The organism is Granulicella pectinivorans (genome assembly GCF_900114625.1).
Lineage (GTDB): Bacteria > Acidobacteriota > Terriglobia > Terriglobales > Acidobacteriaceae > Edaphobacter > Edaphobacter pectinivorans.
On the sequence record NZ_FOZL01000001.1, the window covers coordinates 923,869 to 947,909 of the forward strand.

The 24,041-nt window shown below is 60.9% G+C and carries 24 protein-coding genes; 18 read left to right on the forward strand and 6 right to left on the reverse strand.

Going from position 1 to position 24,041, the window contains the following annotated elements; genetic code table 11:
* Positions 1 to 26 precede the first annotated feature (26 nt).
* The 3 genes from BM400_RS03690 to BM400_RS03700 all read left to right on the forward strand — a co-directional run bounded on the left by BM400_RS03690 (position 27) and on the right by BM400_RS03700 (position 2,921).
* Positions 27 to 305: a hypothetical protein gene (locus BM400_RS03690; RefSeq protein WP_089841445.1), complete on the forward strand. Its 279-nt coding sequence runs from the start codon at positions 27 to 29 to the stop codon at positions 303 to 305.
* 40 nt (positions 306 to 345) lie between these two features.
* Positions 346 to 1,884 carry a hypothetical protein gene (locus BM400_RS03695; RefSeq protein ID WP_175528851.1) on the forward strand — a complete coding sequence of 513 codons (1,539 nt, stop codon included), beginning with the start codon at positions 346 to 348 and terminating at the stop codon, positions 1,882 to 1,884.
* Positions 1,885 to 1,976: 92 nt separating this feature from the next.
* Positions 1,977 to 2,921, forward strand: a complete 945-nt coding sequence (locus tag BM400_RS03700) for an ROK family protein (RefSeq protein WP_089836735.1) — start codon at positions 1,977 to 1,979, stop codon at positions 2,919 to 2,921.
* 264 nt (positions 2,922 to 3,185) lie between these two features.
* Here the strand turns inward: BM400_RS03700 and BM400_RS03705 are convergent, their stop codons facing one another.
* Both BM400_RS03705 and BM400_RS03710 read right to left on the reverse strand, forming a co-directional pair.
* Positions 3,186 to 4,013 (reverse strand): VOC family protein, encoded by an 828-nt coding sequence (locus BM400_RS03705; protein WP_089836737.1) that lies wholly within the window; start codon positions 4,011 to 4,013, stop codon positions 3,186 to 3,188.
* A 111-nt stretch (positions 4,014 to 4,124) separates the two neighbouring features.
* On the reverse strand, positions 4,125 to 4,877 hold the full coding sequence (locus tag BM400_RS03710; RefSeq protein WP_089836739.1) for a glutaminyl-peptide cyclotransferase: 753 nt from the start codon (positions 4,875 to 4,877) through the stop codon (positions 4,125 to 4,127).
* A 167-nt stretch (positions 4,878 to 5,044) separates the two neighbouring features.
* Here BM400_RS03710 and BM400_RS03715 point away from each other — a divergent pair, with 167 nt between their 5' ends.
* The 7 genes from BM400_RS03715 to ruvA all read left to right on the forward strand — a co-directional run bounded on the left by BM400_RS03715 (position 5,045) and on the right by ruvA (position 11,169).
* Positions 5,045 to 5,581 (forward strand): helix-turn-helix domain-containing protein, encoded by a 537-nt coding sequence (locus tag BM400_RS03715; protein WP_245781664.1) that lies wholly within the window; start codon positions 5,045 to 5,047, stop codon positions 5,579 to 5,581.
* A gap of 2 nt (positions 5,582 to 5,583) precedes the next feature.
* On the forward strand, positions 5,584 to 6,186 hold the full coding sequence (locus BM400_RS03720) for an NfeD family protein (RefSeq protein WP_089841446.1): 603 nt from the start codon (positions 5,584 to 5,586) through the stop codon (positions 6,184 to 6,186).
* A 127-nt stretch (positions 6,187 to 6,313) separates the two neighbouring features.
* The gene (locus tag BM400_RS03725; protein ID WP_089836741.1) at positions 6,314 to 7,768 is read left to right on the forward strand and encodes a flotillin family protein; all 1,455 of its coding nucleotides are present in this window, start codon (positions 6,314 to 6,316) and stop codon (positions 7,766 to 7,768) included.
* 92 nt (positions 7,769 to 7,860) lie between these two features.
* Positions 7,861 to 8,091 carry a hypothetical protein gene (locus tag BM400_RS03730; protein ID WP_089836743.1) on the forward strand — a complete coding sequence of 77 codons (231 nt, stop codon included), beginning with the start codon at positions 7,861 to 7,863 and terminating at the stop codon, positions 8,089 to 8,091.
* A 104-nt stretch (positions 8,092 to 8,195) separates the two neighbouring features.
* The gene (locus BM400_RS03735; protein WP_089841448.1) at positions 8,196 to 8,858 is read left to right on the forward strand and encodes a PspA/IM30 family protein; all 663 of its coding nucleotides are present in this window, start codon (positions 8,196 to 8,198) and stop codon (positions 8,856 to 8,858) included.
* 39 nt (positions 8,859 to 8,897) lie between these two features.
* Positions 8,898 to 10,322, forward strand: a complete 1,425-nt coding sequence (locus BM400_RS03740; RefSeq protein ID WP_089836745.1) for a carboxypeptidase-like regulatory domain-containing protein — start codon at positions 8,898 to 8,900, stop codon at positions 10,320 to 10,322.
* Positions 10,323 to 10,569: 247 nt separating this feature from the next.
* A complete protein-coding gene (ruvA, locus tag BM400_RS03745) occupies positions 10,570 to 11,169 on the forward strand; it encodes a Holliday junction branch migration protein RuvA (protein WP_089836747.1) in 600 nt (199 codons plus the stop codon).
* A 105-nt stretch (positions 11,170 to 11,274) separates the two neighbouring features.
* Here ruvA and BM400_RS03750 read toward each other — a convergent pair whose 3' ends face one another.
* A complete protein-coding gene (locus BM400_RS03750) occupies positions 11,275 to 12,030 on the reverse strand; it encodes a hypothetical protein (protein ID WP_089836749.1) in 756 nt (251 codons plus the stop codon).
* 20 nt (positions 12,031 to 12,050) lie between these two features.
* Between BM400_RS03750 and BM400_RS03755 the strand changes: the two genes are divergently transcribed.
* The 6 genes from BM400_RS03755 to BM400_RS03780 all read left to right on the forward strand — a co-directional run bounded on the left by BM400_RS03755 (position 12,051) and on the right by BM400_RS03780 (position 17,797).
* Complete coding sequence (locus tag BM400_RS03755; RefSeq protein WP_245781665.1) at positions 12,051 to 12,362, forward strand: hypothetical protein; 312 nt, start codon at positions 12,051 to 12,053, stop codon at positions 12,360 to 12,362.
* Positions 12,363 to 12,447: 85 nt separating this feature from the next.
* Entirely contained in the window at positions 12,448 to 14,262 is a 1,815-nt protein-coding gene (locus BM400_RS03760; RefSeq protein ID WP_089836751.1) for a M20/M25/M40 family metallo-hydrolase, read from the forward strand.
* Positions 14,263 to 14,417: 155 nt separating this feature from the next.
* On the forward strand, positions 14,418 to 14,798 hold the full coding sequence (locus tag BM400_RS03765) for a TA system antitoxin ParD family protein (protein ID WP_089836753.1): 381 nt from the start codon (positions 14,418 to 14,420) through the stop codon (positions 14,796 to 14,798).
* Complete coding sequence (locus BM400_RS03770; protein ID WP_089836754.1) at positions 14,795 to 15,376, forward strand: ATPase; 582 nt, start codon at positions 14,795 to 14,797, stop codon at positions 15,374 to 15,376. Before BM400_RS03765 ends, BM400_RS03770 begins: the two co-directional genes overlap by 4 nt.
* A 236-nt stretch (positions 15,377 to 15,612) precedes the next feature.
* Complete coding sequence (locus tag BM400_RS03775) at positions 15,613 to 16,884, forward strand: DNA cytosine methyltransferase (protein WP_089836756.1); 1,272 nt, start codon at positions 15,613 to 15,615, stop codon at positions 16,882 to 16,884.
* The gene (locus BM400_RS03780; protein WP_089836758.1) at positions 16,877 to 17,797 is read left to right on the forward strand and encodes a NotI family restriction endonuclease; all 921 of its coding nucleotides are present in this window, start codon (positions 16,877 to 16,879) and stop codon (positions 17,795 to 17,797) included. The genes BM400_RS03775 and BM400_RS03780 overlap by 8 nt, the downstream gene beginning before the upstream one ends.
* Here BM400_RS03780 and BM400_RS03785 read toward each other — a convergent pair.
* Positions 17,767 to 18,105 carry an aldo/keto reductase gene (locus BM400_RS03785; RefSeq protein WP_245781666.1) on the reverse strand — a complete coding sequence of 113 codons (339 nt, stop codon included), beginning with the start codon at positions 18,103 to 18,105 and terminating at the stop codon, positions 17,767 to 17,769. The two genes, BM400_RS03780 and BM400_RS03785, sit on opposite strands and share 31 nt — an antisense overlap.
* A 409-nt stretch (positions 18,106 to 18,514) precedes the next feature.
* Positions 18,515 to 19,360, reverse strand: coding sequence for an acetyl-CoA carboxylase, carboxyltransferase subunit beta (gene accD / locus BM400_RS03790; protein WP_089836760.1), 846 nt, complete (start codon positions 19,358 to 19,360; stop codon positions 18,515 to 18,517).
* A 99-nt stretch (positions 19,361 to 19,459) separates the two neighbouring features.
* On the opposite strand from accD, the gene BM400_RS03795 reads away from it, so the two are divergent.
* The gene (locus BM400_RS03795) at positions 19,460 to 19,699 is read left to right on the forward strand and encodes a hypothetical protein (protein ID WP_089836762.1); all 240 of its coding nucleotides are present in this window, start codon (positions 19,460 to 19,462) and stop codon (positions 19,697 to 19,699) included.
* Here the strand turns inward: BM400_RS03795 and BM400_RS03800 are convergent.
* Positions 19,696 to 20,157 (reverse strand): 23S rRNA (pseudouridine(1915)-N(3))-methyltransferase RlmH, encoded by a 462-nt coding sequence (locus BM400_RS03800; protein ID WP_245781667.1) that lies wholly within the window; start codon positions 20,155 to 20,157, stop codon positions 19,696 to 19,698. The two genes, BM400_RS03795 and BM400_RS03800, sit on opposite strands and share 4 nt — an antisense overlap.
* A gap of 327 nt (positions 20,158 to 20,484) precedes the next feature.
* On the opposite strand from BM400_RS03800, the gene BM400_RS03805 reads away from it, so the two are divergent.
* Positions 20,485 to 24,021: a TonB-dependent receptor gene (locus tag BM400_RS03805; RefSeq protein WP_089836763.1), complete on the forward strand. Its 3,537-nt coding sequence runs from the start codon at positions 20,485 to 20,487 to the stop codon at positions 24,019 to 24,021.
* The last annotated feature ends 20 nt before the right edge of the window (positions 24,022 to 24,041 follow it).

Below are 24,041 nucleotides of genomic sequence, written 5' to 3' on the forward strand. Positions count from 1 at the left end.
GTGCCGAGGAGTGGACGCTCGACGACGTGAAGCGATTCCTGCGCTGGACCGCCGTCGGTCTGCTTGCGCTCGCGGCCCTGGTTTACCTGGGAGACTGGGCGGTGTGGAAGGTGAAGGTGGCGCGCGGCGTCGGGATGGGGTCAATCACTGTGGGCCGCGTCGTGGTGGCTCCGTTGAAGGGTGGCAAAGAGGAGTACTACCCGGACGGAAGCACCGACGTGCCCTGCAGCCGGTCGCTCTTTCCCCAGGGCGGGGGTGACGCCTGCTGGTGGCTGGCGCGCAACCCCGTGATCTACGAACGCTGAAGAGAGCGCAATGCCTCGATGGTAAAATCGCGGCAGACAAGTGCGTATCCCCTTCCCAGAGCGAATTCCCCTGATGCCCGCGGTCTTCTTCGCGTCTGCGCTCGCGGTGGGGCTCGTCATGAGCGGAACGGGGCTTTTGTTCAGTTGCCTCGCATTCGTCTTTGTCGTCATCGCAACCCTGGCCTCCAATATAGGAGGCGGCGTAACGCGACCCTCCGGTTCCTATGTCTTTTTCTTTGCCACCCAGGCCGTCATCATCGGACTCTGCGTGAAGGTGGTTCTCTGGGAGCCTGTAGAGCTCTATCTGTTGTCTCCAGTCACGACCATGGCGATGTACACCGGCGGCGTTCTGGCCATGCTCGGGGCGGTCTATCTGAGCAGACGCTTTTCGCGTGACGAGGGCTTCCTCCAGGATATCTGCACCACAAAAGATCTGCGCCTGGGTGCCACCGGATGTGTCATTTTTGGCATTGTCGTCCCCACCATTGCGGAAATCATCATGGAGACGAGTACGAATCCGGTGCTCTTAGCCCTTGCGACAGCGTCGAACCAACTGAACAAGTTCCTGCCCTTTGGAATCATTCTCGGTGTGACCTACGAGATTAAGAGCAGCGGAGGAAAGCGAAGCACGAATCTATGGGTCTGGTTCGCCGGAATCGCGATCTGGGTGCATAGTTTTATCCTTGGGTTTTCGAAGGAGGGACTGTTCCTGCCTCCCGCATGCTGGCTGATCGCCGCTGCCGCATTACGCTACCAATTCCGTAAAACGCAGGTTATAGCCTTCGCCTTGTTCATCTTTGTCTCGCTTCATTATTTCGTTCCTTATTGTCAGTATGGCCGGAACTTTCGCGGGGATGGGGATACCCTGAGCGAACAGATTAAGATCTCTACCGGGTTGCTCTCCAATCTGGAAGACGTCCGCGAAAAGGATCGTGAGAACAACGAGGCAATTGATCGACAAACCAACATTTTCGTGTTTTTCAGCAAGCCAATGGGGCTTTTCGACCGCCTTCAAATGATAGGCATCGACGATAAGTTGGTCACCGTGACGGATGACAAAGGACCCTATGGTCTGTCACCGATCGTCTTCTACCTTGCGTCCCTGATTCCAAAGTTCATTTGGAAGAACAAGCCGTTCATTATCATGGGGAACACGTTCTCTCATGAGATCGGATACGCATCGGATGACTTGACAACCGGTATCTCGTTCTCCCCCGTGGTCGAGGGATATCACGAAGCGAAGTGGTTCGGGGTCTTCGTTGTCTGTCCGCTGGTCTGGTTTGCAGCGTTTATGATTCTTGATTCCTTGTGCGGAGATGTGCGGAAATCGCCATGGGGACTTCTTGCGATTGCCCAGATAGCGCACATCGCTCCTGAGGGCCTTTTGCAGGCCCTCTTCTATACGATGACCTACGGCGCGCTCATCGTCTTTGTGGCTGCTATGGCCGCCGCCTATCTGCTGCCGATGTTGGCTCACTTTGTGTCTCCTCCAAAGAAGGTCTTCCGTCCAGTGGAGGTCAAAGCCCCTGGTGCACGTCCGGCCTTTATCAACGGGCGGCCGGCACCGACCCAGCTATAGACAATTACCGGGCTGCGCGACCCATGCAAGTGGTTGCGGTCCCATCACCTTCGGGCGAGAGGCTCGATTTCTTCGTAAAGGAACAAAGCGCAATGCGGATTGGCATCGATCTGGGTGGAACCAAAATTGAGGGTGTCGCACTCGATCCGGGTGGGGTAGAGATCGCCAAGTACCGCATCGATACGCCGCGCGACGACTATGACGCCACGGTCGGCGCCATCGCGGGCCTGGTGCACAAGCTCGAAGCCGTCACCGGCGAGCAGGCTACAGTCGGCGCAGGGATTCCGGGCACCGTTTCGCACGCCACTGGCCTGGTCAAGAACTCGAATTCGCTCTGGTTGAACGGCCGCCCCCTGCAGGTGGATCTTTCCAACGCTCTCGACCGCGAGGTGCGCGTCGCCAACGACGCCAACTGCCTCGCCGTCTCCGAGGCCACCGACGGCGCCGCCGCCGGCAAGAACGTCGTCTTCGCCGTCATTCTCGGCACAGGGTGCGGTGGTGGCGTATCCTTCGCCGGTGGCGTACACGCCGGACCCAATGGGATCGCGGGCGAGTGGGGGCACAACCCTTTGCCGTGGGCTACCCCTTCGGAGCTTCCCGGTCCCCCCTGCTACTGCGGCAAGCATGGATGCATGGAGACCTGGGTCTCCGGGACGGGCGTCGCGCGGGATCACGCGCAGGTCAGGCATGACCGGTTGGCTCTCGAAGGGCACTTTCCCCCCAACGAAAAGCCCATGACCACCAAGCAGATCGTCGCGGCCGCAACCGCCGGAGACGCCGAGGCCAAGGCCACCCTGGCGCGCTTTGAGGACCGCCTGGCTCGCGGCCTCGCTCATATGATCCACATCCTCGACCCTGACGTGATCGTCTTCGGCGGTGGCTTGTCGCTGATCGATGGACTGTACGGACGCCTGCCCGGCCTCGTGGAGCCCCATATCTTTGGCGGCGAGTTCGTCACGCCCCTGTTGCCCGCGAAGTACGGAGACGCCAGCGGCGTGCGCGGGGCGGCGTGGCTCTGGCCGCTCGCAAAGAGGTAGATCCGCCCCAACTCAAGGGGTGAACTGCTGCACTTCGCGACGGAAGTGCTCGCACGTCACGCAATCGTCGGTGGACCCAATGGTTCGGTTGCAGGTCTCGCACGCCGGACTGAAGGCGATGCGGACCCTGCCTAGCAGACGTCGGATCCAATTGAGCATGCATGTACCCCATCGTCTATCGGGCTGCGGCGCAAGCTCAGAGGGACCATTCGGTCGGAACGTTCGCAGTTAAGACAAAAGTCTAAAACTCATTTCTCCGTTTGATCAATCTGCGATCCGTTCCGAGCGGAAGAAGAGCAGGTTGCCATCCGGGTCGGTCGCGATGACCTCCTTCTTGCCTCGCTTCGTCTTCACGCCACGCTTCTTCAGCTCCGCTGCCGTCTTACCCACATGGTCGACCAGGAAATACGTCCGCGAGCGCAGGTCCGGCGTGGCTGCAGAGAAGAGATAGATCTGCTGCGTGCTTCCCGGAATGACCAGAATGTCGTTCCGTCCCGGCAGCGCGGAGAAGTTGAGTTTGTCCTTGTAGAAGCTCATCGCCGCGGGCAGATCGCTCTCCGGTAGCGCCACCCCGAACATCTCGGTCGAGATGCGGTTCGCGCCCAGGTGCTGGCCCTTGTCCAGCGAGTGTTTGGAGTCCGGCATGTACTGCGTGTACTCGATATTCTGGTCGTCCGGTCCACGCATCGTGAACAGCAGGTTGCCCATGCCGGCCTTGCGCAGCGCGTTGGGCTGCAGACCCTCGTTCAGGTAGTGTGTCCGCAGCGTCTCCAGGTCCAGCCCGTCGAAACAAAGGTGCAGAAAGCCGATGGGATTCTTCGCCGGATCCGCCGTCAGGATCGGATAGATCTCCAGGAACTCGCGATCGTTGATCTTGTAGAACGCCTGGGTGACCGTGCCGTTCTTCTCCGCGGAGAACGCCTTCTCGAAGCCCAGCTTCTCGTAAAACGCCTCCGAGGCGGCAAGATCCCGCACGCGAATCGCCGTGTGGGCCAGACCCGCATACGGGTTCACCGGAATCGTATCGATCTGGGCGTGCAGGGCGGGAGCGGCGAAGGCGACGGCAAGGACGAGTTGGGTGAGCGTACGCATGCTGACATGATAGCCCGTACGCCTTCCCACGCCGGCCGTCGGAAGGCCCGCGCGAAGCAGTGACGCATCACGAAGTGACCGCCCCGCGCGAAGCGGGCCCGTCCGGCAGGACTAACGTGCCGGAGTCAGTTCAATCTGGAAGATCTTTGGCCACTGCTTCCCGGTGACGAACAACCGCTTCCCCTTCTCATCCCAGGCGATCCCGTTGAGCACCGACTCGGAGTCGACCTTCTCCCCCTCCGGCAGAATCCCTGCCAGGTCGATCCACGCGATCACATGCCCGTCCGCCGGAGCGATCCGCGCAATGCGATCGGAGTGCCACACATTCGCATAGATCTCGCCATTCACATACTCCAGCTCGTTCAACTGGTCGATCGCCCGCGCGCCGTCATGCACCTCAATGTGGCGCACCTCCCCGAAGGTCTCCGGATTCCGGAAACGCAGCGTCGCGCTCCCGTCGCTGGTGACGATCTCGGTCTTCGTCCGCGTCATCCCCCAGCCTTCGCCCGTATACGAGAAGTGCTTCACGAACCGCAGCGAAAAGCGGTCGTAGACGAAACAGATGTGCGTCGTCCAGGTCCACTCGTAGACGTATGGCCCCCAGTCGACGATGCCTTCGCCAAAGTAGATCGGATCGAGCTCCGTATGCTGCAGCACGCGTCCGGTCTCAGGATCCGTAGCCAGCACCTGCGACCGCCCCTTCATCCCCGTGCCCTCGTAGAACAGACCATCGCGGTAAAAGAACCCCTCCGTATACGCGGTCGTCGCGTGCGGAAAGATCCTGACGACCTTGTAGCCCTGAACCGGCGCGGCCTGGGAGGGAACAGCGAGCAGCAGCAGAAGAAGAGCGAAGACGATGCGCATGTTCCTCCACGATATCGCGGTGTGGGAGGGCCGTCGAAAGCCTTGCGCAAAGAACCCTCTTGCGCGATATTACAGATTGCGATATAAATATTGCAGATCGCAATAACGCTATGAAGCTCTCAGAAAAAATACGGTACTTACGCGAAGTCGAGGGGTCCCTCCGCGGGATGAACCGCGCCATGACCCAGCAGGAGGTCGTCCAGGCCATCCACGAGTCCGAGACCGGCGGCAAGACCATCAGCCAGAGCTATCTCTCGCAGATCGAGTCCGGTGCCCGCCCGCACCTCACCAACACGACCAGGCTCCTTCTGGCGCGTTTCTTCAAGGTGCACCCCGGCTACCTGGTCGACGACCCCGAAGGGTATAACGCCCAGTTGATGAGCGACCTCGAGACCGTCGAGGACAAACTCGACCTCTGGCTCATCGGCGGAGCCGAGCGCTTCCGCCGCGATCCCTGCCTCGGACAGGCGCTCCTCACGCTGGCCCGCCACGACGACTCCCGCCGCTGCCTCCTGCTGCTGGAGTCGATCCTCGACACGCCCAACCTGCTCGACCGTCTCCTGCACGTCCTGCGGCCGGATGCCTTCGAGACCGAAGGCGAGCCACCCTGCGCGCCCGTTCCCACAGAGAACCCCGCGCCCCAACTTCTCCTTCCGGAGACGAAAGCCCGGAAGACCACCACCAAAGCTCGCAAGGCGAAATGACCATGGAAAACATCTTCCTCATCTGCTTCGGAGTCGGCCTCAGCATGTCGGTCCTGGCCATGTTCGCCGGCACGGGCCACCTTCACCTCGGCCACTTCCACTTCGGACACGTCCACACCGGAAAGGCCGCCGGCACCCACGGCCTCGGATCCGCCTTCAACGGCTTCACCATCCCGGCCTTCCTCTGTTGGTTCGGCGGAACCGGCTACCTCATGCTGCGCTCGGGCATCTGGTCGATGCCGTTGATCGTCCTCTTCGCCGTCGTCAGCGGCACCGCCGGAGCATCGCTGGTCTACGCCCTGCTCTTCAAGGTGCTCATGCCCAGCGAGCGTGTCCTCAGCAGGGAAGACACTGAGATGACCGGCGTCGTCGCCCGCGTCTCTGACCAGATCCGCACCGGAGGCACCGGCGAAATCCTCTTCTCGCAGATGGGTGCCCGCAAGTCCGCCGCGGCCCGCAGCGAGGATGGCCTGCCCATCCCGCGCGACGCCGAGGTGGTCGTCCTCCGCTACGAGCGCGGCATCGCCTACGTCCGGGCCTGGGATGTAGCCCACCCCTACGACGACGTCCTGCAGCCGCCCGCCCGCACGGCGCTGCACGACTAAACAAGTTTCCCCGGGACAAGAGAGGCCGTTCCAGGGAGTTTTCACGCAGCAAAGGCTGTCCTGCCCTCCGCGTCGCAACGGAGTAACCCCAACCCACTCACCCGCTCCAAAGGAGCATTAGAAAGTCATGTCACTTTCCATTCCAGTCATCGTAGGGCTTTGTGTCCTGGGTATCTTCATCCTCTTCTCCGCCGTGGGTAAGCTGTTCCGCAAGGTGGGGCCGAATGAGGCCGTGATCGTATACGGTTACCGCGGGGCGCGTGTGATCACCAAAGGCGGCGCGGTGATCTTACCGGTGGTCGAAACGTATCGCGCGCTCACGCTCGAACTCATGAGCTTCGACGTAGCTCCCCAGCAGGATCTCTACACCAAGCAGGGCGTAGCCGTCACCGTCGAGGCCGTGGCCCAGATCAAGGTGCGTTCGGATCACGAGTCCATCCTCACGGCCGCCGAGCAGTTCCTCTCGAAATCGCCCGACCAGCGCGAAGGCCTCATCCGCCTCGTCATGGAAGGCCATCTCCGCGGCATCATCGGTCAGTTGACGGTCGAGCAGATCGTCAAGGAGCCCGAGATGGTCGCCGAGCGCATGCGCGCCACCTGCATGGACGACATGTCCAAGATGGGGCTCGAGGTCGTCAGCTTCACCATCCGTGAGGTCCGCGACAAGAATGAGTACATCACCAACATGGGCCGTCCCGACGTAGCGCGCATCAAGCGCGACGCTGAGATCGCCGCCGCCGAAGCCGAGCGCGATACTGCCATCCGTCGTGCCAACGCCCTCCGCGAAGCAGCCATCGCCAAGGCCGCCAGCGATCAGGACCGCGTCATCGCCGAGACCGCCTCGCTCGGGAAACAGGCCGAGGCCCAGCGCGACCTCGACATCCAGAAGGCGCAGTTCACCGAGCAGAGCCGCAAGCAGGAGGCCCAGGCCGACAAGGCGTACGAACTCCAGACCAACGTCATGCAGCAGCAGGTTGTCGCGGAACAGGTCAAGGTCCTTCAGATCGAGAAGATGGCTCAGGTCAAGGTGCAGGAGGCTGAAATCCTCCGTCACGAGGCCGAGTTGATTTCGACCATCCTCAAGGGCTCGGAAGTCGAAGCCAAGCGCATCCAGAACATTGCTGCGGCGGAAAAGGCTCGCGCCACCATCGAGGCCGAAGGTAAGGCTGCCGCACAGCGCGTACAAGGCGAGGCGCAGGCTGCCATCACTCGTCTCCAGGGTCAGGCCGAAGCCGACGTCATCTTCCAAAAGGGCGAGGCCGAGGCCAAGGCGATGAACGTGAAGGCCGAAGCGTACCAGGAGTGGACGCAGGCCGCGGTCGTCGACAAGCTCATCACCAACATGGCGGATGTAGTCCGTGCCATGGCCGAGCCGCTGTCGAAGGTCGACAAGATCACCATCATCTCCACCGGCGACGAGGGAGGCGGCATGGGGGCCAACCGCGTCACCGGCGAGATCACCAAGATCGCCGCGCAGGTCCCCGCACTGCTCGAATCCCTCACGGGTCTCAAGCTCGCCGACCTCATGGGTCAGGTCAAGCCAATGGCTCCCCGCAAGGACGACTCGACACCCAACACGTAAACCAGACCCCCCGCCCGGCCCAACCAGCCGAGCGGGGGCCGTCCCTCACAACTGGCAACTGACAACTTCATCACTGGCCCCTGGAGGCCGTCATGCTCACCCTTCTCATCCTCGCTCCTGTCTTCGTCGTCGTCCTGGTCATCACCACGCTGGTGCGCCTGCTCGTCGGTCCTCTGCGCTACCACCCTCGTTATCACCGTCATTTCTATGGCTACGACCCCTACGGTTGCGGCGGCTGGGGTTATCGCCGTCATCGATTCGGGGGCCTCGGACTCATCCTCTTCCTCACCGCCGTAGACCGCTTCTTCGACCGCCACTTCTAAACCGCCGCAACACCGGGTGCCCCACATCTCGCTTCTGAGATGTGGGTTTCGACTTACCGCGGAACCCCACCGGAACCCGCATCCAAGCTCAGAAAGGAACCACCATGGCCCTCCTCGAACGCGTCTCCACTCTCCTCCGTGCCAACATCAACGACCTCATCGAGCGCGCCGAGGATCCTGAAAAGCTCGCGAAGCAACTCGTCCTCGACATGGAAAACCAACTCCTCCAGGTCAAGACCCAGGTCGCCATCGCCATCGCCGACCAGCATCTCCTCCAGAAGAAGCGCAAGGAGCACGAGACCGCCGCCACCGAGTGGCATCGCAAGGCCGAACTCGCCGTCGACAAGGGGCAGGACGACCTCGCCCGCGCCGCCCTCGAGCGTGCGCTCTCCAGCCAGGCCCTCGCCGAAGGCTTCACCCAGCAGCTCGAAGACCAGACCACCGAGACCGAGAACCTCCGCGGAGCCTTCCAGCGCCTCCAGCAGAAGCTCACCGAGACCCGCACCGCCACCGAGCTGCTCATCTCCCGCAACCGCCGAGCCCGCGCCATCCAGAAAGCGCAGAGCACCAGCGTAGCCAACCCCGCCGCCACCCTCGGACGCCTCCGCACCACCATCCAGCAGGTGGAGTCCGGCAACGCCGCGCAACAGGCCCTCCTCGCCGACCCCGGCCTCAACGCCCGCTTCGAATCCATGGAACGCGACGACAAGGTCGAAGCTCTGCTCGCCGATCTCAAGTCGCGCCAGCAGAACCGTCTTCTCCAGTAAAAGCATGCGGACCGGCTGTTATGATTCACACCTGCCCGCATGCAAAATCTCGTTCGTCTCCTTCTCCTGGCCGTCATCGCGTCACCCCTGTGCGTCCAGAAAACGCTCGCCCAGAATCCGCTCGCTCAAAATCTGCCCGCCCAGAAACCGGTCGCCCAGAAGCAGCCAGACCCTGCGCCTGCACCCGCACCCGTGCCGGTCGCCAGCCTCCACGGCATTGTGCGCGACGAGATGACGCACAAACCCCTCGCCGGCGCGCGCGTCCAGCTCGTCTGGATCACGCCTCACTCCAAGATCCCCCGGGGCACGACCACCACCTCGCTCCCCGACGGCACCTACAGCTTCAGCCAGCTCACGCAACACCCGTATCTCCTTGTCGCCACGCAGCCCCACTATCTCCGCCGCACCGTCTTCGCCAGCCCCCTCGGCGAGGGCCAGCTCGAGCTCCTGCCCGGAAGCGACCGCGCCATCGATCTCAGCCTCCTCCCCGAAGCCGCCATCGACGGAACCGTCACCGACGCCTCCGGCGCCCCCATCCCCGGAGTCTCCGTCGCCGCCATACGTGAGCGCCTCACCCACGGCGTCCTCACCTACGACTACACCGACGACGGCACCCACCAGACCAGCCCTCCCGCCGTCACCGATCCCTCCGGCCACTACCGCATCGGCAGCCTGCCCGAAGGCACCTACGCCGTCCTCGCCCTCCGCGACCCCCTCCAGACCGCCCCCACGCCCTCCGCAACCACCGCCGTCGACAACGGCAGCCTCCCCGTCTACCTCGGTGGAGGCTTCTCCCTCGCCCACGCCGCCCGCCTCACCCTCAATCCCGGCGCGACGTACCACGCCAACTTCAGACTCACCCCGCACAAGCGGCACATGATCCGCGGCGCCCTCAACTTCACCGTGACGCCTGACCCAAGGTTCGACCAGCCCATCGCCAGCCTCGACGAACCCTTCGACGGCCCCCGCAACTTCCAGCCCTGGAACCTCACCTACGACCGCAGGAAGGCAACCTACGAGCTCGGCCCCCTCGTCCCCGGGGACTACACCCTCACCCTTGCCACCGGCCTCGACTTCGAGAAAGACCTCTACGCCCGCAAGACCATCACCGTAGCCGACACCGACCTCGACCACGTCGACCTCACCCTCAGCCCGCGCTTCTCCCTCAACGTCCGCATCATCACCAACCGCATCCTCCCCCGCGGCGAAAAGGCCCCACTCCTGCGCCTCCACCGCGACGGCGACCCATTCACCGAGTCAGGCGTCCCCATCGACCGCTCCGGCGCCCTCGCCTTCCTCAACCTCGAACCCGGCCACTACACCCTGCACCTCATCGCCCAGGAAGGCATCTCCATCGAGTCCGCCCGCTTCGCCGGCCAGGACGTCCTCGCCCGCGGCCTCACCCTGAAAGGCCCGTCAGACGCCTTCCTCGAAGTCACCCTCACCCCCCGCCCCCCGCGCTAACTTCCGTGGCGAATCGCCTTTGCCTTGGCCTTGGTTTCTTTGCCTTGGTCTTGGCTTCTAGATACCCCAAGGCTTCAGCCTTGGGTCTCACAGGGATGCCAAGGAACCGGGTTTAGCCCCTGGGGTATCAAGTTCTAAGGCATCCACGAAGATGAGAAGCGCGGTATCCGTCAGGGGTATGCCTTCTTGCCTCGGCCGCGACTCCGTCAGGCAATCGACCCTGCCCCACCCCTCGTACACTAGACGCATGATCGCTCACCTCCGCGGACGTCTCCTCGCCAAATTCCCCAACCAGGCCATCGTCGAGTGCGGCGGCGTGGGCTACGACGTAGCCATCTCGGTCACCACCTTTTCAGCCCTGCCCAACGAAGGCGCCGAAGCCACCCTGCACATCTTCACCAAGGTAGCCGAGGACCAGCTCGCCCTCTTCGGCTTCGCGGAGATGCAGGAGAAGCGCCTCTTCGAAAAGCTCCTCACCATCACCGGCATCGGCCCCAAGCTGGCCATCACGGTCCTCAGCGGCATCGCCGCCGAACGCCTCGTCAACGCCATCCGCTCCGCCGACCACGCCACCCTCACTCGCATCCCTGGCATCGGCAAAAAGACCGCAGAACGCGTCGTTCTCGAGCTCAAAGACAAGCTCGACGACCTGGCTTTCCCATCCCTGGAGCACACGCCCACCCATCACCACACGCCCGCAGCCGAAGACGCCTTGTCCGCTCTGGTGAACCTGGGCTACCCAAGACCCGCCGCGCAAAAGGCCATCGACACCGTGATGGCCAAGCACCCGGAAGCAGCCGGAGACTTCGAAACCCTCTTCCGAGCCGCGATGGCTTCGGTCCGCTAACCCCGAGCAACGCGAGGGCCGCACGATTTTGCAGCGCCACGACCGGTATACACACCACGAAGACCCTGCCGCAGGCCCCGTGGTCGCCGTCCGCGCAGGGCGCTCTTAAGCTCTGCGCCGGTACTTGATCGCGAACTCATACCCCGGGTTTGGCGGAAACAGCTTCGCCACGTGCCGCAGCCTCTCCGCCAGACCCTGCGGAGCCAGCAGCGGATACTCCCGCTCCCGCAGCTCCGAGTAGTCGAAGTCCACCGACAGCGACAGCAGGTAGATCGCCAGCGCATCCGAGAACGCCGCCTCCAGAAACATCGTCTTGCCCTTCTCATCGACGCTGCCCTTGGTCGCCAGAGCCTGATTCCGGCCCTCCCACGCATCCTGGCTGGTCTCGCCCCGCACCTCGTCCTTGGCCTGCGTCCAGCACAGCTCCGCAAAGCTCGGCGGCACACCCGCCACCTCCACAAACGCATGCCCGACATTGATGAACAGCTCAAACGCAATCGCGAACTTGTCGCCCAGCAGCCGCGTCGAAAGAAACACCCCGTCCTTCGTGCCCAGGCTCACATTGCGGTGACAGATCGCGTCGTCGGCGAGCTCCGGCGTATACGCGGTCGCGATCATCGTCTCCGCCTCCGCACCCCGGCGGCTTCCGTTCATCGCCAGCGGTACAAAGAAGAACTCCTTCAGTGTCAGCGTTCCCGCCACCACCCACGGAATCGCCTGTACCAGCCGCTCGATCTCTCCCGGAGTCAGCGCAGGCTCGCCATAGATGCCATACGCGACGCCATTCGGCGCACGCTGCGTCCCCGCATCGCGTGCGACATCAACGGCGCGGATAAGACCTTTGCTGCTCCCTTCGGCCATACGAGGTATTCTATCTGTAGATGACGATGACCACGGACATGACCAATTCGACCGCACCCGTAAAGCCCGGAACGCTCTTCGGCATCCCCGTGGGTGAGCTCGGCTGGTTCGCCAGCCTGTTGATGGGCACCGCGGTCGGCTTCGCGGCTTTCTTCGCCGCGACCTTTGTCGGCATCATCTCCATCATGGCGATCAACACCATCGGCCACCACGCCATCGACTACTCCCTCGCGTACAAGCGGATCGGCCTGCCCATCGGCCTCCTCGTCATCGCGGTGGCCTACGCGTACCTCGCCACCCTCTGGACGAAACGCATCCTCCGCAAGGCCTAGACGTTCCTGGAACCGCCGGGATACGCGTCAGGAAGTGACTTTTGTTACTCTTCCTTCACGCAACATTTCCGGAGGCTTTCCCCGCATGTCCATCGCTCGCCGTTTTGTGAGCCGCAGCATCTGCTCGGCCACCATCGCCTGTCTCGTTCTGCCCAATCTTGCCTTGGCGCAGAAGAAGTCCGAAACCAAGGCTGAGAAGAAGTCCGAAGGCTACTACGGACCCCAGCCCGCCGTGGAAGACATCGACCTCACCATGTACGCCCGCATCCGCGCCGAAGGCCTCCAGCACTCGCACGTCATGCAGTTCGCCGGAGCCCTCACCGACGGCATTGGCCCCCGCCTCACCGGATCGCCCAACATGGCCAAGGCTAACGCCTGGACCCGCGACACGCTAACGAAGATCGGCCTCGAAAACGCCCACCTCGAAGACTGGGGCGAGTTCGGCATGGGCTGGCAGCAGATCAACACCTGGGCCCGCATGGTCTCGCCCGACCCCGAACCCCTCTGGCTCCAGGCCGCGCCCTGGTCCCCCGCCACCAAGGGCCCCGTCACCGGCGAAGCCGTCCTCATCGACCTCGCCGCCACCCCCAGCCTCGACGCCTACAAGGGCAAGCTCGCCGGAAAAATCGTCCTCCTCGGCGCCATGCGCCCCACCGGCGACATCACCGAGCCCCTCTTCCACCGCTACACCGAAGCCGAGCTCAAGGAGATGGAAGGCCCCCAGGCCCCCCGCGCCGGAGCCGCTCCCAACATCCAGCAGCTCCTCGCCGACCGCCAGCGCCTCGCCGCCCTCCGCACCCAGGCCCTCAAGATGATGCAGGAAGAAGGCGTCGCCGCCATCATCACCCCCACCCGCGACAGCGGCGAAAACGGCGGCACCGGCATCATCTTCGACGACAACGGAGCCAACCTCTCCCGCACCGCCTCCCAGGCCAGCGGCAAGGTCGAAATCCCCAACGCCGTCATGATGATCGAGCACTACAACCGCCTCGGCCGCATGCTCCAGAACAAGGTCCCCGTCACCCTCGAGGTCAACATCGACACCAGGTTCACCGGCGACCACGAGCACGGCTTCAACACCGTCGCCGAGATCCCCGGCACCGACCCCAAGCTCAAGGACCAGGTCGTCATGGTCGGCGGCCACCTCGACTCCTGGATCTCCGGCACCGGCGCCACCGACAACGGAGCCGGCTCCATCGTCGCCATGGAAGCCGTCCGCATCCTCAAGGCCCTCAACATTAAGCCCAAACGCACCATCCGCATCGCCCTCTGGTCCGGTGAGGAAGAAGGCCTCTACGGCTCCCTCGGCTACGTCAAGCAGCACTTCGGCGAGTTCGCCGCTCCCGCCACGCCCGACCCCGCCGGCATGCCCGCCTTCATGTCCACCAACCGCGGCCCCCTCAAGACCACCAAGGAGTGGGAGACCCTCGACGCCTACTACAACCTCGACAACGGCACCGGCATGGTCCGCGGCGTCTACACCCAGGGCAACTTCGCCATCGCCCCCATCTTCCGCCAGTGGATCGCGCCCCTCCACGACATGGGCGTCACCACCATCACCACCCGCAACACCGGCGGCACCGACCACCTCGCCTTCGACGCCGTCGGCCTCCCTGGCTTCCAGTTCATCCAGGACCCCATGGACTACGAAACCCGCACCCACCACTCCGACATGGACACCTACGATCGCCTCCACCCGGCCGACCTCATGCAGGCCGCCATCGTCGAGGCCATCTTCCTCTACAACACCTCGGAGCGCGAGGCCATGATGCCCCGCAAGCCCTTCCCCCACCCGGAGAACGAGCGCCAGATGACCGCGCCCATCCCCGGCATCTACCCCAACGCCACCGGCGAGCCCGACGCCCCCGGCGGAGCAGGCCGCCGTCGCGGCGGCCAATAACAAACCCGTCAACCAAGGCCCCGTCCGCACATGCAGACGGGGCCTTTGCCCTTTTGGTTGTCATTCCCGAAGGGAATCTGCTTCTGCCTTTGCCTTGCCGTTGTCTTCGCGGAGACGAGTTGGCATCAAAGTAGCAATATGCTACCGTCAGCATCATGAGCCAGCCCGTCAAGTTGTCCGATACCCTGGTCCTCGAAGCCCGCCTCACCGGCAAGGCCATGGAGCGCTCCATCGCCGGACAGGTCGAGTACTGGGCCCGCCTCGGCAAAGCCGTCGAAGGCCTCTTGACCATCCGGCAGGTCACCGCGCTGGGCAGCGAAGCCGTCCTCGCCCGGCTCGACGACGTCGACACCCCCGCCGGACGCCAACGCGTCAAGGACTACCTCGAAACCGGACCCTACCCTCGCTTCACCGCTCATCCCGACGGAGGCCAGCTCCTCATCCGTGAAGACGCGGATGGCAAAAAGACCGTGGGCCGCTTCCTGAACCGTGAGTTTGTCCCCGTCAAGCGAGGCCGCAAGACGGTCGCCGCGTGAAGATCCCGCGCGACGCCCGTCCCCTGGTCGTCGCCATCGCCGGCCCCAACGGCGCGGGCAAGAGCACCTTCTTCCATAGCCATCTCGAAGATCTGGGCCTTCCCTTCGTAAACGCCGACATCCTCGCCCAGCGTCTCCACCTCGAGGCCTACGCGGCTGCGGAGATGGCCGGCGCCCTCCGTCGTCATCTCGTACAGCAAAGGCAAAGCTTCGTCTTCGAGACCGTCTTCTCCGATCCCGTCGGAGACAAGGTGTCCTTCCTCAAGCAAGCCGAAGAGTCCGGTTTTCAGGTGGTCCTCTGCTTCATCGGCCTCGCCAGCGCGGACATCTCCGAAGCCCGCGTGAGCATGCGCGTGCTACGCGGCGGCCACGACGTCCCGACCGCAAAGCTCAAGGAACGCCATCCCCGAACCCTGCAGAATTTGAAGCGCGCGATCGAGACCCTCCCCGACGTACGGGTCTTCGACAACGACGATCTACGCCACCCGTACCGATTGGTGGCGCTCGCTGAAAAGGGCCGGGTAGTGTCCTTGCGTGAGCCTGCACCGTCGTGGCTGCGTATTAGTTCTTCACGATAAGCCGACCTATCGGCACTCATCCAATTTGGAGGGAGAGGTGGGGGTCGCAGACGATATGCTTCGAGATTCTTCGCCTATCCCAAACTTCCTCACCGCCGGTATCGTTCTTGGTGTGATGGGCCTGTCAAGAACCGTCTGTCCATCCAGTAACCTTTTACCTGAGCGGTCGGCATGCGTAATGCGTACACTGGCAAAGTCCACCGGCAAAGCTAGAGGGTGTCGGGGCAAGGGAGAATATGCGGAAGAAAGCAGGAAGTAGAGGAAATCTGACTCTAGTAGGCCCGCCGGCGTTGCGGCAGCACCCAAACCCGCTGCGTACCATTGATCTATTTTCCGGTGCCGGGGGCATCACCGAAGGATTCCGCCAGGCTGGATATGAATGCCTCTACGGCAACGATCAGATGCCGGAAGCGATGGATACCTTTCAACTTAATCATCCCGAAGCATGGCCAGACTGCCGCAACATCGAGCGAGTAGAACCGTCAGAAATCCGCGCCAAACTAAACCTTCGGAAAGGCGAATTGGATGTCCTGGTCGGCGGCCCACCCTGCCAAGGATTTTCGATCAATGCCCCCGACCGCTTTATCAGCGACCCACGTAACAAGCTGTTTAAAGATTATGTCCGCTTCCTTGAGGAGTTTGAGCCAAAAGCGTTCCTTTTCGAGAACGTGCCTGGGCTTCTTTCTTTAGGGGACGGCAAGGTGCTTGACCGCATCGTCAGTGAGTTTGTACGCCTTGATTACCATGTCAGCGTAAAAATCCTCTTTGCTGCACATTATGGCATTCCCCAAGAACGCTGGCGGCTCATCGTGCTTGGCTCTCGATTCGGAGAAATCGCGCCGCCGGAACCAACGCACTACGCTAAAGGACGCGCAAATTTCCGCAGCGCCGGCCTCACCTTCCAACTCACAGAATCCGACCAAGCCAAGCTTAAGCCGGTCGTAACGGTCGGTGAGGCAATCGCAGATCTTCCACGCCTTGAAATGGGTGAAGGAGCGGAAACTATTGGGTACACAGGGCGCCCGGTGAGCGAGTATAGCCAGCGGATGCGCAATCCGACCGGCGTCACTTATAACCACTATGCTGCCAAGCTTTCCAAGCAGAATGCCGAACGGATGAAATATGTGGCGCCAGGCGGATCATGGCGGGACATCCCTCACCATTTGCTACCTAAGGGCATGCAGCGAGCCCGCAAATCCGATCACACAAAGCGCTATGGTCGGCTCCGTAATGACGGCCTTGCCGGCACAGTTCTCACTAAATGTGACCCTCATTGGGGAACAGTGTTCTTGCCGGACCAGAACCGTTCTCTCACAGTGCGAGAAGCTGCCAGGTTTCAGTCGTTCCCTGATGCCTACGAGTTTAAAGGGTCACGCGTCTCGCAATATGAACAGATCGGAAACGCTGTGCCGGTGCTGATGGCCAAGGCGATTGCCGAAAGCATTCGGGCCCACCTAGAAGCACACGGCTGTATCAAGTCTGAGCTTCCGGATGTGGTGAATGGCTGAGAAAATATTCGAGTTCTTCGGCTACGCACCCAATGACCAGTCGCCCGAGGCCGTTCGCGCGAGGTCGACTCATGAATGCCCATTCCTGCAAACGCGCTGTACCAAGAAGCTGCACACCAAAGAAAAAAATGGCATTCAAGAGGCCAGCGGCGTCTGCACCCTCCTTCAGAAGAAGGCTGGACCAGTCATCATTTGCCCCATTCGCCTTTATGCTGGCGATTATCAGATTCTTCGCGACGTAGCCAATCAAGCATTTCCGAAAGACCTGGAACTGGTCGTCGGCGGGGAGATCGAAACATTCCGACGGGAAAACCCAGACAAGGCATGTGTTGTTGTGTTTGGCCAGAGGTGGGGGAAGGAGCTGCGGCTTCCGAATCGCGACACAAAAAAGGCCGGGGCCTACTTCGTAGACTGGATTCTTGCCCACATCAATGCGGGTGGAACATTACTTGATTTCGTCGCCGTTGAGGTTCAATCGATCGACACCACCGGCAATTACCAGGCCGAACGCAAATCTCACCTCGGCGGTCTGCCATTTGTTGGCAGGACAACCGCTAACTTTAATTGGGAAAACGTTAACAAGCGCATTCTCCCGCAGATCATCTACAAGGGGCATGTGCTGCGGCAGGAACCTCTCTGTCAAAAGGGCCTTTTCTTCGTCTGCCCGACGCCGGTTTACGGCAAAATATCCGAACGGCTTGGCGGGAAGCTATCGTCGATCCATCAACAGGCAGGCTCCGTGACAATGATGTGGTACGACGTTGGTCCTGCTGTTCACGCGGGTCAAATTCGTGAGCTACAGTTCGTCGGCCAGTTCACAACCACAGTGGATAAAATCGCGTTGGCCTTTACTGCTCCTGACAACTTGCCTCCTGCGGGCGTCTACGAAAAGGCGATTCGGGCCGAGCTATAGCCATCAACCGCAGCTATAACCTGAGCCGTTACGAGGCAAGAATGAATGCTTCGCATGCGTAGCCGGATACCGCCGCCCTCCACCTTCACCACCGAAGAAACCTCCTCCAGCGCCCGCACATCCTCCACGCTCAGCGCGAACGTCGCACAGCCCAGATCCTCTTCCAGTCGCGAAACCTTAGTCGTCCGCGGAGTCGGAAGGATCCACGCCTTCTTGGCCAGCAGCCACGCCAGCGCAATCTGTGCCGGCGTAGCGTCCTTCTCCTCCGCGAACTTCATAATCACATCGACCAGCGCCTGTTCCCGCATCCCTGGCGGATCAATCCGCCAGCCAGAAAGCCCGTCTCGCTTAAGGGCACGGCTTCAGCCGTGCCGCAGACGCCGCTCTTTCGATCCTGTACTGATTCCCGAAGGGAATCGTTGCGCCTCCGCCTCCACGCGCAGGCCAACGAAGCAGCAGAATCCGCTGGCTATCGCACACCCGTGCGATAAAAGAACAAAAACAGACCACTTTTCAACGAAACGCATTTTCCGAACATTTGGCCACAATATCCATACATTGGCCCACGTTTTACCGCTCAAAAGTTTCTGGTGAAACCTTGAGATTCCAGCGCCGCCCACCCGTAACCCCTTTAGATCACCAGGATGCACCGCACAAGAAAAAGTGCACCGAAACCGGTGCACTTTCATACCACTTTTGAGAGCAGAGGTCTGACCTCTAGCTCTTCGTAACCATCCAATCGAACGTCTTGGCCAGATATTCCTTCATCTCTTTCCGCGGGACGATCGCATCCAGAAACCCGTGCTGCAGGATGAACTCCGACCGCTGAAAACCCTCCGGCAGCTTCTGCCGAATCGTCTGCTCGATCACCCGAGGCCCCGCAAACCCAATCAGGGCACCAGGTTCCGCGATGTTCAAATCGCCCAGCATGGCAAAGCTGGCAGTGACACCACCCGTAGTCGGATCCGTCATGATCGAAATATAGGGAATCTTCGCGTCATCCAACCGCGCCAGCCCCGCCGAGATCTTCGCCAACTGCATCAGGCTCGCGATCCCCTCCATCATGCGCGCCCCACCCGAAGCCGAAATAATCACCAGCGGCCTCTTCGTCGCCAGCGAACGGTCCACCGCCCGGGCGATCGTCTCACCCACCACCGCGCCCATGCTGCCGCCGATAAAGCCGTATTCCATCACGCTCAGAACCACATCGTGGTTGCCCATGCGGCCCACCGCGTTGACGATGGCGTCGTTCAGCCCCGTCTTCCGCTGCGCCTCGACCAGCCGCTTTTTATAGGGCTTCAGGTCGGTAAACTCCAGCGGATCGGTCGAGCGCAGCTCCAGGTCCACCAGCTCATAGCCCGGCTCCAGCAGCATCGCCACGCGTCCACGCGCGTCCATCTTGAAGTGGTAGCCGCAATGCGGGCAAACCTGCAGGTTTGCCTCGAGATCGGCCTTCCAGATGATCTTCCGGCAGCTCGGGCACTTGATCCACAGGCCCTCCGTCCGGACGGTCTTCTCGTTATCGGTGATGATCTCGTGATCTTCTCGTTTGAACCAGGTCATTGCTTGGGTGCACTCCGCAAAGCTCCACCCATTGTACCGGCCCACGTGCGAGTGGGATAGGCTTAGGGTGCGTTCCTGCTTTCAGAACGCGGAGATGCCGTGCCCTATATCTACATCGACAAGCTCTTCAACGAGCTCAAGGCCGAACTCCTCTCGGCCATGCACCAGGCGGTGGAACGCGAGCTGCACAACGGCCGCATCGACCCCAACAAGCTCCTGCGCTCCTTCACCCGCGCCGCCGCCGGCAAGATGTCGAACCCCGTCCAGGTCTCCGACAAGTGCATCGAAGAGCACGGCATCCGCAGCAAAAAGGGCAGCAAAGCAAACTCTTCCGACTAGTGCCCGCAGTGGTACGGATGCCCCGCCAGAATGGTCAGCACACGATAGATCTGCTCCGCCAGCACAGCCCGCGCCAGCTCATGCGGCAAAGTCACCCGTCCCAGCGAAAACAAAAGCTGCGCCCGCTCCCGAGCCGCATTGGTCCAACCATCCGCCGGCCCAATCGCCAGGATCATCCGCTGCACCCCCTCATCGCGATGTTTCCCCATGTACGCCGCGAACTCCTCTGAAGTCAACAGCTTACCCCGTGGATCGAGAAGCACCAACAACCCCGCGGGACGCCCTGGCTGTCTCTCCGCCGAAGCCAACAGGGCCGCCTCCGACTCAAACTGCACCGCATCGCACGGCGTAAACCGTGTGGAACGTTGGACATACTCGGAGACCATCGCATCGACGCCCTCCACCTTCGAGCGCGACCGACGTGGTACGACCGATGCGAGCGTGATCTTCAAAAGCACCTCCACCGTCAGCCTACCTCTTCCGCCGCAAACGAGGTGAAACGGCTCCTGGAAAGGAGTCGGCTCGATGACAAACTGGAGGCAACTTACAGATATTCATATCTTCGTAATATGACTCGCGCCCTTCCCAAATGAGGGAGCCCTCATAAATGTCCGCAAATCAACAAAACCGTGCATGTGAAGCAAATGGCACGCAACGTGCAATGGCTTATGCATACCTACTAAAAGCCAGAATCACATTGGCGTGAAATTCCTGCATCACTTTTCCGAGAGTACGACTTGCCCTCATAAACGATTTCCTAAATTTATTGAGGATGAAAACTATAAATGCGTACTCTGATCAAGGCACGCTCTCTGTTTAAGGCACTTGCTGCCATGGGTTTATTTCTCATCCTGATGCCGGGTGTCTGGGCGCAGGAAACAACCGGCGGGTTGCAGGGAACCATTAAAGATGCATCCGGCGCTGTGATCTCTCGCGCCCAGGTCCATGTCGATACACCTACACTTCCTGGTGGAAAGACGGTTCTTACCGACGGTAAGGGCTACTACCGTTTTGCCAATCTTCCCCCTGGTGCCTACTCCATTACCGTCACGGCGAAGGGTTTCGCGACATCCAAGCAGACCGGCCTCGTTCTTGAGGTTGGCCGACTTCCCAGCGTCGATCTGAGCCTTTCTGTCGGCTCCGAGAGCACAGTGGTTGAGGTCGCGTCTGAGAACCCTGCAATCGACGTCACCTCGGTAACCACCCAGACCAATGTCACGCAGGATGTCGTCAATTTCGTTCCCCACGGCACCTCGTTCCAGTCGGTCATTCAGTTCGCCCCTGCGGCCAGCAATGAGCCTTTGATGGGTAGCACTACCACGAACGGCACGGGCGGCACATCGCCTGGAAGCGGCACGAACGGAAACTCGTACGGCTACTCGGTTGCGGGTGGATCGGACTCGGAGAACTCCTACCTGGTTGAAGGTCAGGAGACGGCAAACCTCATTGGTGGCTACTCGCACACCAGTGTGCCGTTCGATTTCATCCAAGAAGTCCAGATCAAGAGTTCCGGTATCCAGGCTCAGTACGGTGGTGCTCTTGGCGGCGTCGTTGACGTCATCATGAAGAAGGGCACATCCAACTATCATGGATCGGTCTTCAGCCAGTTCGAAGTCAGTGGTCTCGATGCGAACACGTACAACCGCTTCACACGGTACGACCCGGCAAGCCAACCAACGGCAACCAACTGGGGTGCGATCGATCAGCCCTTCCAGAGCTACCAGCCTTTCAAGCCCAAGACGAGCCTCGTCTATCCCGGATTTGTCATCGGCGGCCCTGTCGCTCCCTGGTCTGCGAAGTTGCGGGATAAGGTCTTCTTCTTCGTTGGCTTCAACCCTGAGTTGCAGCGCTATGAGGAGTTCATCAACTACGGCCCCGCGAGTATAGCCACTCCCGGCAACGCGCCCGGCCGGGTGCCGTTCAGCTCCAACACCAACACCTATTACACGACGGCTCGTATCGATGCCCGCATCACAGACAAGATCGCGGTCTTCGGCTCGTGGCTGTACCAGCTCCAGCGCCAAAATGGACAGGCGCTCCCCTCGGCCGACTCAACGCAGGGTTACCTCAACACGGCAACCTCCTGCTTCGGTCAGAGCAGCACGGCCTGCCTTGGTGGCGCTCCGTTCCAGTTCTCCTTCGCGCATAACCTGGGCTATGTTGCACCTAATATCACCTTCAACACCGGTGCCGACATTACCATCACTCCGCACATCGTTTCGACGACGCGCTTTGGCTACTACTTCGAGAACTACCACGACTTCGGTTACCCGACGACTGGTAACTCCTACTACTTCGAGACAACTGGAACTTCACCGGGTGTTCAACAGAACCAAGGCTTCCAGAACGACGCAATCAATCAGAACTTCACCAGCTACAACGCCAACAAGGCCATCCAGATCGACCAAAGCGTAGCGTGGTTCAAGAGCACCTCGTTCGGTACTCATAACTTCAGCTTCGGATATCAGCTCAACCGTCTTTCCAACAAACTGAATCAGCACTACAACAACCCCATCGTGGAAGTGTTCGCAGACAGCAGCTATTCGCCGCAGACCAACGCCGGAGCGACGAACTGCGCGGCTGCAAACCTCCAGAACTTTGGTGGTTGCGCAGGCGCGAACGGTTATGTGGACATCGTCGACTACGGTTCGAATGGTCACGCAACCAGCTATAACAACGGTCTTTTCGGTCAGGATTCCTGGACCATCGGCAAGGGCGTTACGCTCAATGTCGGAATCCGCGACGAGAAGGAGTTTCTGCCGGGTGAAGCCGCTCCTGGGCCCGGTGTTCCGAACCACCCTATCAACTTCAGCTGGAAAGACAAGTTTGCACCCCGTCTCGGCGCTTCGTGGGATGTCTTCCGCGACGGCAAGATGAAGGTGTTTGGCGGCTACGGCAAGTTCTACGACGTCATGAAGTTGAACCTGGCGATCAGCTCGTTCGGCGGCCAGTACTGGCAGAACTGCTATTACGGTATCGACGGCAGCTACACCGCTGTCAATCCCTCCTTCAACTCCAACAATCGTTACTGCGTGGGTTCTTCCTCGGCTTCGACGGCGAACTTCGGCTCCGGAGGCGCGCCAGCCGGTGTGAACTTCATCGAAAACATCAACTACCGCGGCTTCCCCACAACCTGTTCGACCTGCAGTGCAACAGAAGAGGGCGTCGCCCCGAACCTGAAGCCCTACCAGCAGCATGAGTCGGTCTTCGGTGTCGATTACCAGCTCACCCGGACCGTCGCATTCGAAGCACGGTACGATCGCAGACGACTGGATCGAGTCATTGAAGATTCATCGGTCTATAACCCGAATTCTGGCGAAACATTCGTCATCGTCAACCCGGGATTCGGCATCAACAGCACCTTCGCAGGATTCTGCAATTTCCTCTACGGCGCGGGTGCCTCTAACTGCGCGGCTACCCCGACTGCTTCCGGTGCAAACGGAGCCTATCCTCCCAACCAGACGATTCCCGCCGCACGCAGCTACGACGGAATGGAAATTCGTCTCAACAAGGCAGTCAGCCAGCACTGGGCTGGAATGCTTTCGTACACCTACAGCCACTTCCGCGGGAACTACACTGGTTTGACCAGTTCAGATCTGTCGGATGGCGACAGTGGTGGACGTAATGCCCCGAACAACAGCCGCGCCTTTGACGAGCCGTACTTCTCATACAACTCCATGGGTGGTTCTTCGAGCGGTCTGCTTCCGACGGATCGTCCGAACAAGCTCAAGGGCTATGCGTACTACCAACTGAAGTATCTGCGCAAGATGACCAGCAACCTCGGAATGTTCTCCTACATCTACCAGGGTTCGCCGAACACCAGTTTCATCCAAGATGTTGGTTATCCCTCCTCGGGCGGCTTCCCGGTTCAGGTCTTCAACCGTGGCGTTTGGGCAGATGTAGGCCAGAGCGCGGCTACCGGTGCCATTACGATCGGTACACCGCATGTCTATCGCAACCCGCTGTTTGTTCAGTCTGACTTCAACTTTGAGCAGGGATACCAGGTCTCTGAGAGCAAGACGGTCACCTTCTCGGCAACCTTCACCAACCTGTTCAACGAGCATGCCGTAACCGCGGTCAACGAACAGATTGACTCGAACTCGAGCTACATCAACAACTCGCAGTACTCAACCCTGGGGGGGAACTACGTTGGAGCAGGCGTACCGTTCTACGCGGCCGCCGAAGCTCCATACAATGTAACCAACATGCTGAGCAACGGTGGTGTCTCCGGTGGTCCTCAAACCATCAACAGCGCCTACGGCAAGCCCCTTTACTACCAAAACCCACGTACGATTCGTCTGCAGGTTCACTTCAACTTCTAACCCATCCGGAGAGTTGGACC